This window comes from Couchioplanes caeruleus (genome assembly GCF_003751945.1).
Taxonomy (GTDB): Bacteria; Actinomycetota; Actinomycetes; order Mycobacteriales; family Micromonosporaceae; genus Actinoplanes; species Actinoplanes caeruleus.
The window spans coordinates 6,871,238-6,885,548 of sequence record NZ_RJKL01000001.1; the positions used below are offsets into that span (position 1 = coordinate 6,871,238).

13 protein-coding genes are annotated in these 14,311 nt (G+C 71.2%); 12 read left to right on the top strand and 1 reads right to left on the bottom strand.

Features of this window, described 5'->3' with window-relative positions; translation table 11 throughout:
- Positions 1-386: 386 nt before the first annotated feature.
- Complete coding sequence (gene bldD / locus EDD30_RS30855) at positions 387-875, bottom strand: transcriptional regulator BldD (protein ID WP_071807762.1); 489 nt, start codon at positions 873-875, stop codon at positions 387-389.
- Between the two features lie 307 nt (positions 876-1,182).
- Here bldD and pyrR point away from each other — a divergent pair, with 307 nt between their 5' ends.
- The 12 genes from pyrR (at position 1,183) to coaBC (ending at position 14,280) form a co-directional block, all read left to right on the top strand.
- The gene (gene pyrR / locus EDD30_RS30860; protein WP_071807763.1) at positions 1,183-1,749 is read left to right on the top strand and encodes a bifunctional pyr operon transcriptional regulator/uracil phosphoribosyltransferase PyrR; all 567 of its coding nucleotides are present in this window, start codon (positions 1,183-1,185) and stop codon (positions 1,747-1,749) included.
- A complete protein-coding gene (locus tag EDD30_RS30865) occupies positions 1,746-2,669 on the top strand; it encodes an aspartate carbamoyltransferase catalytic subunit (protein WP_071807764.1) in 924 nt (307 codons plus the stop codon). The genes pyrR and EDD30_RS30865 overlap by 4 nt, the downstream gene beginning before the upstream one ends.
- Entirely contained in the window at positions 2,666-3,931 is a 1,266-nt protein-coding gene (locus tag EDD30_RS30870) for a dihydroorotase (protein ID WP_071807765.1), read from the top strand. The genes EDD30_RS30865 and EDD30_RS30870 overlap by 4 nt, the downstream gene beginning before the upstream one ends.
- 20 nt (positions 3,932-3,951) lie before the next feature.
- Positions 3,952-5,079, top strand: a complete 1,128-nt coding sequence (gene carA, locus EDD30_RS30875) for a glutamine-hydrolyzing carbamoyl-phosphate synthase small subunit (protein WP_244945461.1) — start codon at positions 3,952-3,954, stop codon at positions 5,077-5,079.
- Positions 5,079-8,387, top strand: coding sequence for a carbamoyl-phosphate synthase large subunit (gene carB, locus EDD30_RS30880; protein ID WP_071807767.1), 3,309 nt, complete (start codon positions 5,079-5,081; stop codon positions 8,385-8,387). The genes carA and carB overlap by 1 nt, the downstream gene beginning before the upstream one ends.
- Complete coding sequence (locus EDD30_RS30885) at positions 8,384-9,388, top strand: quinone-dependent dihydroorotate dehydrogenase (RefSeq protein WP_071807768.1); 1,005 nt, start codon at positions 8,384-8,386, stop codon at positions 9,386-9,388. The genes carB and EDD30_RS30885 overlap by 4 nt, the downstream gene beginning before the upstream one ends.
- Positions 9,385-10,644 carry an adenosylmethionine--8-amino-7-oxononanoate transaminase gene (locus tag EDD30_RS30890; RefSeq protein ID WP_071807769.1) on the top strand — a complete coding sequence of 420 codons (1,260 nt, stop codon included), beginning with the start codon at positions 9,385-9,387 and terminating at the stop codon, positions 10,642-10,644. Before EDD30_RS30885 ends, EDD30_RS30890 begins: the two co-directional genes overlap by 4 nt.
- 20 nt (positions 10,645-10,664) lie before the next feature.
- Complete coding sequence (gene pyrF / locus EDD30_RS30895) at positions 10,665-11,495, top strand: orotidine-5'-phosphate decarboxylase (protein WP_071807770.1); 831 nt, start codon at positions 10,665-10,667, stop codon at positions 11,493-11,495.
- Between the two features lie 183 nt (positions 11,496-11,678).
- On the top strand, positions 11,679-11,996 hold the full coding sequence (gene mihF / locus EDD30_RS30900) for an integration host factor, actinobacterial type (protein WP_071807771.1): 318 nt from the start codon (positions 11,679-11,681) through the stop codon (positions 11,994-11,996).
- A gap of 33 nt (positions 11,997-12,029) precedes the next feature.
- Positions 12,030-12,629: a guanylate kinase gene (gene gmk, locus EDD30_RS30905; protein ID WP_071807774.1), complete on the top strand. Its 600-nt coding sequence runs from the start codon at positions 12,030-12,032 to the stop codon at positions 12,627-12,629.
- Between the two features lie 78 nt (positions 12,630-12,707).
- Positions 12,708-12,971 (top strand): DNA-directed RNA polymerase subunit omega, encoded by a 264-nt coding sequence (gene rpoZ, locus EDD30_RS30910; protein ID WP_071807772.1) that lies wholly within the window; start codon positions 12,708-12,710, stop codon positions 12,969-12,971.
- 85 nt (positions 12,972-13,056) lie between these two features.
- The gene (gene coaBC, locus EDD30_RS30915) at positions 13,057-14,280 is read left to right on the top strand and encodes a bifunctional phosphopantothenoylcysteine decarboxylase/phosphopantothenate--cysteine ligase CoaBC (RefSeq protein ID WP_071807773.1); all 1,224 of its coding nucleotides are present in this window, start codon (positions 13,057-13,059) and stop codon (positions 14,278-14,280) included.
- The last annotated feature ends 31 nt before the right edge of the window (positions 14,281-14,311 follow it).

Sequence of the window (14,311 nt, forward strand, 5' to 3'; positions counted from 1 at the left end):
ACCGCGCCGACGTCGCAGTCCGTGACGGCCAGCGGATAGAGGGCCTGGCCGGCCTGTCGGCGCCGACAGGGGCAGCGTCGTCTTGAATCTCGACTGCGAGGACGTACGCAGTGTCATGGCTGCTGGGTCGTCATCGGGCATGGCGCCGTCGGAACGCGCGGTCTGAGGGCACGAAGAAGCCCGCATCGCAGGCGATGCGGGCTTTCGTGTGCCGGCCTGGCCACCATCCAGGTGACCGCCAGGCCGCCGCGGCCGAGCCGTTGGCGGGGTCGCGCCGGCGCCCTCGTGGGGGCGCGGCGGCGACGTCCGGGGCGCGAGCCATCGTCACAGCGGCGACGACGGCCGGCGAGGCCGGTGTGGCCGGCGAAGAAACCGCCGGCGGCGAGTCAGCTAGCGAAGAAGGCGCGCGGGTCGGCGACCAGGACGCCCGCCTCGGTGAGGCGCTCGATCAAGCCGGACGGCGAGATGTCGTACACGATCGCGAGCGCGCGCAGGTCGTCGGCGCGGATGGAGAGGACGCGGCCGTTGTAGTCGCCGCGCTGCTGCTGGATGGCCCGGGCGTAGCGCGCGACGTAGGCGAGGTCCTCGCCGGCCGCGTCGTACAGCTTCTCCAGGTCCAGCACGATCTTGTTGGTGGCCTCGAGCCGGACGCCGCTGCCGTCGGGCAGCAGTTCCGAGACGGGCACGCGGTAGAAGTCGGCCAGCTCGGCCAGGCGCGAGACGGTGACGGCGCGGTCGCCGCGCTCGTACGATCCCACCACCACGGCCTTCCAGCGGCCGTTCGACTTCTCTTCCACACCCTGCAGGGAAAGGCCCTGCTGTTGGCGGATGGAGCGCAGGCGGGCGCCCAACGACTTGGCGTACTCAGACGGCATTCGGACACTCCAAAACTGTGCTGGCCCGGGGGGTTCTTCCCCCGGATCGCTACGCTGCGTGACGGTACGGAGTTTGCCAGCCCTGGTCAAGTGTCGGTTGCCGATGAGTCGCTGAGCCAGGGAGAGAGTTGCCCGCATTCGTCCGTCTGGTCCGTGGGTCGGCCACGTCACCATGGTCATCGCCGCGCTCACTGGTAACGTAGCGTCAGCCATCGGGCGGCCCTTGATCGGGGTGCCCGCTGCGTCAGCAAATAAGCACAGACGTCCTTTAACGACCCGTCCCGTGAGGCGGGGAAGGAGGTCCGCCGTGGCATACCCACGTGCCGACACAGGTTCCGCGAAGATCATTCTTTCGGGGTCCGACCTGCACCGGGTCGTCGACCGCATCGCCCATCAGATCCTCGAGAAGACGTCCGGGGCCACGGACACCGTGCTGCTCGGCATCCCGACCCGCGGCGTACCGCTGGCGCGCCGGCTCGCCTCCCGCATCCACGCCTTCGAGGGCATCGACATTCCGGTCGGGGCGCTGGACATCACCCTCTACCGCGACGATCTGCGGCTGCACGCCACCCGGGCGCTCGGCAAGACCGACATCCCGGGCGGCGGGCTCGACGGCCGCCGGGTGATCCTCGTCGACGACGTCCTGTTCTCCGGGCGTACGGTGCGCGCCGCGCTGGACGCCCTCAGCGACGTCGGGCGGCCGAGCTCGGTGCAGCTCGCCGTCCTGGTCGACCGGGGACACCGCGAGCTGCCGATCCGCGCCGACTACGTCGGCAAGAACATCCCGACGGCCCTGGCCGAGACGGTACGGGTGTCGCTCGCCGAGACCGACGACGGCGTCGACGAGGTCCGGCTCTCCGGAGGCGCCGCATGATCAAGCATCTGCGCTCCGCGGCGGACCTGGACGCGGACACCGCCACGCTGATCCTGGACACCGCCGCCGAGATGGCCACTCTCGCCGGGCGTGAGGTCAAGAAGCTGCCGACCCTGCGCGGGCGCACGGTCGTGAACCTCTTCTACGAGGACTCCACCCGTACCCGGATCTCGTTCGAGGCCGCGGCCAAGCGGCTCTCCGCGGACGTCATCAACTTCTCCGCGAAGGGCTCCAGCGTCTCCAAGGGCGAGAGTCTCAAGGACACGGCGCTGACCCTGCAGGCGATGGGCGCCGACGCGGTCGTGATCCGGCACCCGGCCTCGGGCGCCCCGCACCGGCTCGCGTCCTGGGTGGACGGTTCGGTGATCAACGCCGGCGACGGCACCCACGAGCACCCGACGCAGGCGTTGCTGGACGCGTACACGATGCGGTCGCGGCTGGGGAAGATCGACGGCCTGCGGGTCGCGATCGTGGGTGACGTCCTGCACAGCCGCGTCGCGCGGTCCAACGTCCTGCTGCTCACCACGCTGGGCGCCCAGGTCACCCTGGTCGGCCCCCCCACCCTGATCCCGCTGGACATCTCGGCCGCGCTCGGCGAGAAGACGAAAGTGTCGTACGACCTCGACAGCGTCCTGCCCGACGCGGACGTCGTGATGATGCTGCGGGTCCAGACCGAGCGGATGCAGGACTCCTACTTCCCTTCCGCCCGCGAATACAGCCGCCGCTACGGGCTCGACGCGCCGCGCATGAGGAAGCTGCCGGAGCACGCGATCGTCATGCACCCCGGTCCGATGAACCGGGGCATGGAGATCGCTCCCGAGGTGGCCGACTCCACGCGTTCCACGATCGTCGAACAGGTCGCCAACGGCGTCAGCGCCCGGATGGCCGTTCTCTACCTCTTGCTGGGAGGCAAGGCATGACCTCGTATCTCATCAAGGGTGTCTCCGTCGTGGGTGGAACGCCCACCGACCTGCTGATCAAGGACGGCGTGGTCGCCGAGGGCGGCGGCAAGGCCGACGAGACGATCGACGCCGCGGGCCTCGTCGCCCTGCCCGGCATGGTCGACCTGCACACCCACCTGCGCGAGCCCGGCCGCGAGGACGCCGAGACGGTCGAGACCGGCTCGCGTGCGGCGGCCCTGGGCGGCTACACCGCGGTCTTCGCGATGGCCAACACCTCACCGGTCGCGGACACCGCCGGCGTGGTCGAGCAGGTGTGGCGGCTGGGCCGCGAGGCGGGCCTGGTCGACGTGCAGCCCATCGGGGCGGTCACCGTCGGCCTCGCCGGCAAGCAGCTCGCCGAGCTGGGCGCGATGGCGACCTCCGCCGCGAAGGTGCGGATCTTCTCCGACGACGGCTTCTGCGTCGCCGACCCGCGCCTGATGCGCCGCGCACTGGAGTATGTGAAGGCCTTCGACGGCATCATCGCCCAGCACGCCGAGGAGCCGCGGCTCACCGAGGGCGCTCAGATGCACGAGGGCGAGGTCTCCACCCGGCTCGGCCTCACCGGCTGGCCCGCGGTCGCCGAGGAGGCGATCATCGCCCGCGACGTCCTGCTCGCCGAGCACGTCGGCAGCCGCCTGCACGTCTGCCACGTCTCCACGGCCGGGTCGGTCGAGGTGCTGCGCCAGGCCAAGGCCCGGGGCGTACGGGTGACCGCCGAGGTCACGCCCCACCACCTGCTGCTCACCGACGAGCTTGCGGCCAGCTACGACCCCGTCTACAAGGTCAACCCGCCGCTGCGCACCGCCGCCGACGTGCAGGCGCTGCGGCAGGCACTGGCGGACGGGGTCATCGACATCGTCGCCACCGATCACGCCCCGCACGCGGTGGAGGACAAGGAATGCGAGTGGGCGTACGCGCGCCCCGGCATGGTCGGTCTCGAAACCGCCCTGCCGGTCGTGCTGAGCGTCCTCGGTGAGCAGTGGGAGCTGATCGCCGAGCGCATGTCGCGCGCCCCCGCCCGGATCGCGGGCCTGGCCGGGCACGGCACCGATCTCACCGCCGGCACGCCGGCCAACCTCACGCTGGTGGACCCGTCCGCCCGCCGGGTCGTGGACCCGGCGGACCTGGCGAGCCGCAGCCGCAACACACCGTACGCGGGCACCACCCTGCCGGGTCGCATCGTCGCGACCTTCCTCCGGGGAGAGCCGACAGTCCTGGACGGGAAGGCCGTCAAATGAACCCTCGATCTTCTGTTGCAGTGCGGCGAAGCCGCCTCGGAAGCCCAGCGATTCTCGTCCTCGAGGACGGGCGCACCTTCTCCGGCACCTCCTACGGCGCCGAGGGGGAGACCTTCGGCGAGGCCGTGTTCACCACCGGCATGACCGGCTACCAGGAGACGCTGACCGACCCGTCGTACCACCGGCAGGTCGTCGTGCAGACCGCGCCGCAGATCGGCAACACCGGCGTCAACGACGAGGACGACGAGTCCGGCCGCATCTGGGTCGCCGGCTACGTCGTGCGGGATCCGGCCCGCCGGCCCTCCAACTGGCGGGCGACCGGCGACCTGGGCGAGCGCCTTGCCGCCGAGGGCGTGGTGGGCATCAGCGGCGTCGACACCCGTGCGCTGACCCGGCATCTGCGCTCGCGCGGCGCCATGCGGGTCGGCATCTCGACCGTCGACCTGGACCCGGCGTCGCTGCTGGCCCGGGTGCAGGCGGCGCCGCAGATGCTCGGTGCCGATCTGTCCGTTGAGGTCACCACCTCGGAGCGCTACACCGTCGAGGCGGTCGGCGAGCACCGGTTCACGGTCGCCGCCCTCGACCTCGGCATCAAGCGCAACGTCTCGCGCCGGCTGGCCGAGCGGGGCGTCACCACGCACGTCTTCCCGGCCACCTCGTCCATCGAGGACCTGCTCGCGGTGGGTCCCGACGCGGTCTTCCTCTCCCCGGGCCCGGGCGACCCGGCCACCGCGGACGGTCCGGTCGCGCTGGCACGCGCCGCGCTGACGCGGCGCGTGCCGCTGTTCGGCATCTGCTTCGGCAGCCAGATCCTGGGCCGGGCGCTCGGCTTCGGCACCTACAAGCTCGGGTACGGCCACCGCGGCATCAACCAGCCGGTGCTCGACAAGACCACCGGCAAGGTCGAGGTGACCAGCCACAACCACGGCTTCGCGGTCGACGCACCGCGGGACGCCGTGACCGACACGGACTTCGGCCGCGTCGAGGTCTCGCATGTCTGCCTCAACGACGACGTGGTCGAGGGCCTGCGGGCGCTGGACGTGCCCGCGTTCACCGTTCAGTACCACCCCGAGGCGGCCGCAGGCCCGCACGACGCGGACTACCTGTTCGACCGGTTCGTGGAGCTCGTCGAGAAGGTGGATGCCTGATGCCGAAGCGCACCGACCTCCAGCACGTCATGGTGATCGGCTCCGGGCCGATCGTGATCGGGCAGGCCTGCGAGTTCGACTACTCCGGCACCCAGGCCTGCCGCGTCCTGCGCGCCGAGGGGCTGCGGGTCTCGCTGGTCAACTCCAATCCCGCGACGATCATGACGGACCCGGAGTTCGCCGACGCCACGTACGTCGAGCCGATCACGCCGGAGTTCGTCGAGATGGTCATCGCGCGGGAACGGCCGGACGCGATCCTGCCCACCCTGGGCGGGCAGACGGCGCTGAACACCGCGGTCGCCCTGCACGAGAACGGCGTCCTCGACAAGTACGGCGTCGAGCTGATCGGCGCCAACATCGACGCGATCCGGCGCGGCGAGGACCGGCAGATGTTCAAGGACATCGTGGCCAAGGCCGGCGGCGAGACCCCGCGCAGCCGGGTCTGCCACTCGATGGAGGAGGTCGAGGCCACCGTCGCCGAGCTGGGCCTGCCGGTGGTGATCCGCCCGTCGTTCACCATGGGCGGCCTCGGCTCCGGCATGGCGCACACCGACGAGGACCTGGCGCGGATCGCCGGTGACGGCCTGGCGGCCTCCCCGGTGCACGAGGTGCTCATCGAGGAGAGCGTGCTCGGGTGGAAGGAGTACGAGCTCGAGCTGATGCGCGACAAGAACGACAACGTCGTGGTGGTCTGCTCGATCGAGAACGTCGACCCGATGGGCGTGCACACCGGCGACAGCGTCACCGTGGCCCCCGCCATGACCCTGACCGACCGTGAGTACCAGCGCCTGCGCGACCTGGGCATCGCGGTGCTGCGCGAGGTCGGCGTCGACACCGGCGGCTGCAACATCCAGTTCGCGATCAACCCGGACAACGGGCGCCTGGTCGTCATCGAGATGAACCCGCGGGTGTCGCGGTCGAGCGCGCTCGCCTCGAAGGCCACCGGCTTCCCGATCGCCAAGATCGCCGCCAAGCTGGCGATCGGCTACACCCTCGACGAGATTCCCAACGACATCACGCTCAAGACGCCGGCCGCCTTCGAGCCGGCGCTGGACTACGTGGTCGTGAAGATCCCGCGGTTCGCCTTCGAGAAGTTCTCCGGCGCCGACCCCGAGCTGACCACGACGATGAAGTCCGTGGGCGAGGCGATGAGCCTGGGCCGCAACTTCGCCGAGGCGCTCAACAAGGCGATGCGCTCGATGGAGACCAAGGCCGCGGGCTTCTGGACGGCGCCGACCTTCACCGACCTCGACGAGGCGCTCGCGGCGTTGCGGGTGCCGCACGACGGCCGTCTTTACACCGTGGAGGCCGCCCTGCGCCTCGGCGCGAGCGTCGAGCAGGTGCACGAGGCCAGCGGCCGCATCGACCCCTGGTTCCTCGACGAGATCAAGGCCCTGGTCGACCTGCGCGAGGAGATCCTCGCCGCGCCGGTGCTGGACGAGGCGCTGCTGCGCCGGGCCAAGCGTTCCGGGCTCTCCGACCGCCAGCTCGCCGCGCTGCGCCCGGAACTGGCCGGCGAGGACGGGGTCCGGTCGCTGCGCCACCGGCTCGGCATCCGGCCCGTCTACAAGACCGTCGACACCTGCGCGGCCGAGTTCGAGGCGCAGACGCCGTACCACTACTCGACGTACGACGAGGAGACCGAGGTCGCGCTCTCGGACCGTCCCAAGGTGCTGATCCTGGGCTCGGGGCCGAACCGCATCGGGCAGGGCATCGAGTTCGACTACTCCTGTGTGCACGCGGTCATGGCGCTCAAGGGCGCGTACGAGACCGTCATGGTCAACTGCAACCCGGAGACCGTCTCCACCGACTACGACACCGCCGACCGGCTGTATTTCGAGCCGCTGACCTTCGAGGACGTCCTCGAGGTCTTCCACTCCGAGGACTCCTCCGGCAAGGCCGCGGGCGGCCCCGGCGTGGTCGGCGTCATCGTGCAGCTCGGGGGCCAGACGCCCCTCGGCCTGGCCCGGCGGCTCAAGGCCGCGGGCATCCCCATCGTCGGCACCTCGCCCGAGTCGATCGACCTCGCCGAGGACCGCGGTGCGTTCGGCGCGGTGCTCGCCCGGGCCGGCCTGCGCTCGCCCGAGCACGGCACGGCCACCTCGTTCGAGGAGGCCAAGGCGATCGCCGACGCGATCGGCTACCCGGTGCTGGTCCGTCCGTCGTACGTCCTCGGCGGCCGCGGCATGGAGATCGTGTACGACGAGCCGACCCTGGCCGACTACATCGCCCGCGCCACCGAGATCTCGCCCGACCACCCGGTGCTGGTGGACAGCTTCCTGGACGACGCGATCGAGATCGACGTGGACGCGCTCTGCGACGCCACCGGCGAGGTCTACCTCGGCGGCGTGATGGAGCACATCGAGGAGGCCGGCATCCACTCCGGCGACTCGTCCTGCTCGCTGCCGCCGGTCACCCTCGCCGGATCGCATCTGGCCGAGGTGCGCCGCTACACCGAGGCGATCGCCCGCGGCGTCGGGGTGCAGGGCCTGCTCAACGTCCAGTACGCCCTCAAGGACGACACCCTGTACGTGCTGGAGGCCAACCCCCGCGCGTCGCGCACGGTGCCCTTCGTCTCCAAGGCGACCGCGGTGCCGCTGGCCAAGGCGGCGGCCCGGATCATGCTCGGCGCGACCGTCGCGGAGCTGCGGGCCGAGGGCATGCTGCTGCGCAGCCGTGATGGTGGCGACATCCCGCCGGAGGCGCCCATCGCGGTCAAGGAGGCGGTGCTGCCGTTCAAGCGGTTCCGCACCCCGGCCGGCAAGGGCGTGGACAGCCTGCTCGGGCCCGAGATGAAGTCGACCGGCGAGGTCATGGGCATCGACCCGTCGTTCGGGCCGGCGTTCGCGAAGTCGCAGGCGGCCGCGTACGGTTCGCTGCCGACCAGCGGCAAGGTCTTCGTCTCGGTGGCCAACCGGGACAAGCGGTCGATGATCTTCCCGATCAAGCGCCTGGCCGACCTGGGCTTCGAGATCGTCACGACCGCGGGGACCGGCGAGGTCCTGCGCCGCCACGGCATCACGTGCGAGATCGTCCCCAAGCACTTCGAGAGCCCGGGCCGCAACGCGGTGGCGCTGATCGCCTCCGGGGAAATCGCGCTGATCATCAATACGCCGCAGGGCTCCGGGGCGAGCGCGCGCTCGGACGGCTACGAGATCCGCAGCGCGGCGGTCACCTACGACATCCCGAGCATCACGACGGTGCCGGGTGCCGCCGCCGCGGTGATGGGCATCGAGGCGCTGATGCGCGGCGACATGTCCGTACGCCCGTTGCAGGAGCTGCACGCCGCCCTGCGGGAGACGGAGTGACCATCTTCGAGACCGCCGTCCGCCCGGTGCTGTTCCGGGTGGGCGGCGGCGACGCCGAGCGGGCGCACGAGTTCACCCTGGACCGGCTGGCCGGGCTGGGCTCCGGCGCCCGGGCCCTGCTGCGCCGCCGGTACGCAGTGAGCGCCCCGGTGGAGCTCTTCGGGGTGCGCTTCCCCAATCCGGTCGGGCTCGCCGCCGGGATGGACAAGAACGGCGTCGCGCTGCCCGCCTGGCCGGCCCTCGGCTTCGGCTTCGTCGAGGTCGGCACGGTCACGGCCCGCCCCCAGCCCGGCAACGACCGCCCGCGGCTGTTCCGGCTGCGCGACAGCCAGGCCGTGATCAACCGGATGGGCTTCAACAACGACGGCGCGGCGGCGCTCGCCGGCCGGCTGAAGGCGCTGGGGCCGCTGGGGATCCCGCTCGGTGTCTCGCTCGGCAAGTCCAAGGTGACTCCGCTCGAGGAGGCGGTGCAGGACTATCTGACCTCCTTCGAGCTGCTGCACCCGTACGCGGACTACATCGCGGTGAACGTCTCCTCGCCGAACACGCCGGGCCTGCGCACGCTGCAGGACAAGTCGTCGATCGCCGCGCTGCTCGGCGCGCTGGTCGGCAAGACACCGGTGCTGGTGAAGATTGCGCCCGACCTCTCCGAGCCCGCCATCGCCGAGCTGCTCGGCGTGTGCCTGGCGTACGGTGCGGCCGGGGTGATCGCCACCAACACGACGCTGAGCCGCGACGGGCTCGCCGCGGCCGATCAGCCGCGGGCGGCGGAGGCCGGCGGGCTGTCCGGGCGGCCGCTGACCGAGCGGTCCCGCGAGATTGTCCGCTTTGTCCACCAGGAGACCGGCGGACGACTGCCGATCATCGGCGTGGGCGGCATCGTGGAGCCCGACGACGCGGCCCGGATGTTCGACGCGGGCGCCTCGCTGGTGCAGCTCTACACCGGCTTCATCTACCGGGGCCCCGCGCTGGTCAGGGCGGCGGCCCGGGCCCGCCGATGAATCTGCTCGATCTCGACCGGGCGCACGTCTGGCATCCGTACGGGCCGATGCCCGGTCGCTCCGAGCCGTACGTGGTCGACAGCGCCCAGGGAGTCCGCCTGCGCCTGGCCGACGGCCGCGAGCTGGTCGACGGCATGTCCTCCTGGTGGGCGGCGATCCACGGTTACCGCCATCCCGTCCTCGACGCCGCCCTGGCCGATCAGGCCGCGCGGATGAGCCACGTGATGTTCGGCGGCCTCACCCACGCGCCCGCGGTCGAGCTGTGCCGCACGCTGGTGGAACTCACGCCCGACGGTCTGGAGCACGTCTTCCTCGCCGACTCGGGCTCGGTCGGCGTCGAGGTCGCGATCAAGATGGCGTTGCAGGCGCAGCTCGCCCGGGGGCGCCCGGGCCGGCGGCGGCTCGCGACCTGGCGGGGCGGCTACCACGGCGACACGTTCCACCCGATGAGCGTCTGCGACCCGGTCGGCGGCATGCATGCGCTGTGGACCGGCGTCCTGCCCGCCCAGGTCTTCGCGGGGGCCCCGCCGGCCGAGTACGACGAGGCGTACACCGCCGAGCTCGTCGCGATGGTCGAGCGGCACGCGGACGAGCTCGCCGCGGTCATCGTCGAACCGGTCGTGCAGGGCGCGGGCGGCATGCGCTTCCACCATCCGGAGTACTTACGGGCACTCCGTGAGGTGACAAGCGCGCACGATGTGCTGCTGATCTTCGACGAGATCGCGACCGGCTTCGGGCGTACCGGGGAGCTGTTCGCCGCGGACCACGCCGGGGTGACCCCCGACATCATGTGCCTGGGCAAGGCCCTGACCGGGGGATATCTCACCCTGGCCGCGACCCTGTGCACCTCGGCGGTAGCGCACGCGGTGAGCGCGGGGAGCGCGGGCGGCCTGGCGCACGGCCCCACCTTCATGGGCAACCCGCTCGCGTGCGCGGTCGCGAACGCCTCCATCGGCCTCCTGACGGCCCAGGACTGGCGGGGCCGGGTGCAGGGCGTCCACCGGGCCCTGCGGGCCGGTCTGGAGCCGCTCAGAGGCGTTCCCGGGGTCGCCGATGTGCGGGTCCTCGGCGCGATCGGCGTCGTGCAGCTCGATCGTCCGGTCGACATGGTCCGGGCGACGGAGGCGGCCGTCGCCGCCGGGGTGTGGCTGCGGCCGTTCCGCGACCTGATCTACACGATGCCGCCGTACGTGGCGGACGACGCCGATGTCGCCCTCATTACCCGGGGAATCGCCGCCGCGGTGTCCGCCACCTGACACGAAAGGGGAATCGCCCCATGGAGACCTTCGGACGGCGGCTGCGCGCCGCCATGGACACCCGGGGGCCGCTGTGCGTCGGCATCGATCCCCATGCCGCTCTGCTGGCGCGCTGGGGGCTGCCGGACGACGCCGCCGGCCTGGAACGCTTCAGCTTTACGGTTGTCGAAGCACTGGCCGATCGGGTTGCCGTCCTGAAGCCGCAGTCGGCGTTTTTCGAGAGATTTGGATCACGCGGCATCGCCATCCTTGAGTCAACTATCCGACAGTCACGAGAGGCCGGTGCGCTCGTGCTTCTGGACGTCAAAAGGGGCGACATCGGCTCGACGATGGCCGCGTACGCGAGTGCATATCTCGATCCGGACAGTTCTCTGCGTGCTGACGCGATTACTGTGAGTCCCTATCTCGGCGTCGGCTCGCTGCGGCCGGCATTCGACGCGGCGGCCGCGCACGGCGGCGGTGTCTTCGTCCTGGCGCTCACCTCGAACCCCGAGGGCCCGTCCGTCCAACATGCGCAGACGGCCGCCGGCCGGACCGTCGCGCAGACCGTAATCGACGAGATTTCCCAGCTCAACGCGGGTGCGAGCGATCTCGGAAGCGTGGGGTTGGTGGTCGGCGCGACGATCGGCCGGACCGGTCACGACCTCTCCGCGGTCAACGGCCCGCTGCTCGCCCCGGGCCTCGGGGCCCAGGGCGGCGACCCCGCCGGGCTCGCGGCGATCTTCGGCGGGAGCCTGCGGAACGTGCTGCCGTCGTACTCACGCGAGGTTCTCTCCGCGGGCCCGGACGCGGCCGCGCTGCGGGCCGCCGCGGAGCGCGCCGCGACCGCCTGCGGGGCCGTGATCGGGTGAAACGGGCCGCTTACCAGGCCCGGCCGCACGCCGGTGAGGGGTACCCCCACGTTGCCGAATGCGCCATTGACCGCTAGTTTTCCCGGCGCCGGGAACCACATGCCCCTTTGGTTCCCAGGCACACCACGTTTCACAGAAGCGCCGGTATTCACTACCGGCGCGATAGGGACCTGAGGAGAACTGGTGCCGCTCCCGTCACTGAGCCCCGAGCAGCGTGCCGCCGCGCTGGAGAAGGCTGCGGAGATTCGCAAGGCCCGGGCCGAGCTGAAGGATCAGCTCAAGTCTGGCAAGACCACCCTCGCCGCCGTGCTCGACCGGGCCGAGGGCGACGACGTCGTCGGCAAGCTGAAGGTCTCGGCCGTGCTCCAGGCGCTGCCGGGCATCGGCAAGATCCGGGCTACCCAGATCATGGAGAAGCTCAAGATCGCCGACAGTCGTCGCCTTCGTGGCCTCGGCGAGCAGCAGCGTAAGGCCCTCCTGGGGGAGTTCGCTGCGAACTGACTCACCGGCTCGTGTAGGAATGAGCCTGTGAGCATGGATGACGACGCGCGCCCGGCGGCCCGACTCACCGTCCTGTCCGGCCCCTCGGGGGTGGGCAAGGACAGCGTGATCGAGCTGATCCGGGCGCGCTCGCCATGGATCAAGCTGTCGGTGTCGGTGACCACGCGCAAGAAGCGCGACTACGAGACCGACGGTGAGCACTATCACTTCGTCACCCGCTCGGAGTTCCAGCGCCTCGTCGACGGCGACCAGCTCCTGGAATGGGCGGAGTTCGCCGGCAACCTCTACGGCACACCTCGGGCCCAGGTCGAGGGGTGGCTGTCGCAGGGCCGGCCGGTGCTGCTGAAGATCGACCTGCAGGGCGCCCGTCAGGTCCGCGGCTCGATGCCCGACGCCCAGCTCGTCTTCCTGGCCCCGCCCAGCGTCGAGGAGCTCCGCCGCCGACTCATCGGGCGCGGCACCGACGACGAGGAGACCATCCGCCGCCGCCTCGCCCACGCCGACGAGGAGCTGGCCGCGGAGAAGGAATTCGACCGTACGGTGGTCAACGACTTCGTCGAGCGCGCCGCGGATGAGCTGGTAGGATTGCTCGGTTCGTCATTCCTGACCCCCGCCCAGGCGCCGGAGTCCTAGGCCGCCAGTCCCTGGCCCGGAGTGGGCAGGAGCGCGAATCCGCAGGCTCAGCTCCCGAATCGTGAGGAAATCAATTCCGTGGGAACCATCGCCAACCCCGAAGGCATCACCAACCCGCCGATCGACGAGCTGCTCGACAAGACCTCGTCGAAGTACTCTCTGGTGATCTTCGCGGCCAAGCGCGCCCGCCAGGTCAACGCCTACTACAGCCAGCTCGGTGAGGGTCTCCTCGAGTACGTCGGCCCCCTGGTAGAGACGACGCCGCAGGAGAAGCCGCTCTCCATCGCGATGCGTGAGATCAACGCGGGCTTGCTGACCGCCGAGGCCACCGACCAGCCCTGAGCGCCCTCCGGGCACCTTCGAGCAGGTTCCGACCCGCGTCCGCTCTGCTGCGGCCGCGGGTCTTCTCGTATGACGGGAGTGGGTCATGACCGAGGTCGTGCTCGGCGTGTGCGGCGGCATCGCCGCCTACAAGGCCTGTGAGCTGCTGCGGCTCTTCACCGAGTCCGGGCACGGGGTCCGGGTCGTCCCGACCGCCTCGGCGCTGCGGTTCGTCGGGGAGCCCACCTGGTCGGCGCTGTCCGGGCGACCGGTCACCGCCGGCGTGTGGGACGACGTGCACGAGGTGCCGCACGTCCGGATCGGACGGCATGCCGAGCTCGTCGTCGTCGCGCCCGCCACCGCCGACGTGCTCGCCAAGGCCGCCCACGGCATCGCCGACGACCTGCTGACCAACACGCTGCTGACGGCGACCTGCCCGGTGGTCTTCGCGCCCGCCATGCACACCGAGATGTGGGAGAACGCCGCCACCCGGGCGAACGTGACCACGCTGCGCCGACGCGGCCACGTCGTCATCGAGCCCGCGGTCGGGCGGCTGACGGGTGCCGACACCGGCAAGGGGCGGCTGCCCGATCCCCAGGAGATCTTCACGACCGCGCTGCGGGTGCTGCGGCGCGGCACCGCCGCCGGCGCCGATCTGGCCGGCCGACACGTGGTGGTCACCGCGGGCGGCACCCGGGAGCCGCTCGACCCGGTCCGCTTCCTCGGCAACCGGTCGTCGGGCAAGCAGGGGTACGCCCTCGCGCGCGCGGCGGTCGCCCGCGGCGCCCGGGTGACTCTGGTTGCGGCGAACGTCACACTGGGCGCGCCGGCGGGCGCCGACGTCGTAGCGGTCGGCACCACCGAGGAGCTGCGCAAGGCCACGGTCGAGGCCGCCGCCGGAGCCGACGTCGTGGTCATGGCCGCCGCCCCGGCCGACTTCCGCCCCGCCGACCTGGCCGAACACAAGATCAAGAAGGCGGATGACGGTACGGCGCCGACCATCGCGCTCGTCACCAACCCGGACATCGCGGCCGAGATCGGCGCCGCCAAGGGCCCCGGTCAGTTGCTGGTGGCGTTCGCCGCCGAGACCCGTGACGCGCTGGAGAACGCCCGCGGCAAGCTCACCCGGAAACGCGCCGACCTCATCGTCGTTAACGAGGTGGGCACCGACCTTGTCTTCGGCGCCGACCACAACACGGTGACCATCCTGGGCGCCGACGGCAGCACCCGCGAGCTCGGCGAACTACCTAAAGACGATGTGGCCGATGCGATATGGGACGAGGTCGTGTCGCGCCTCGAGCCGCAGGCCAGGCAGGATGGGACGGCGTGAGGCCGGGCCTGCACCCAATGCGCGGCGGTGA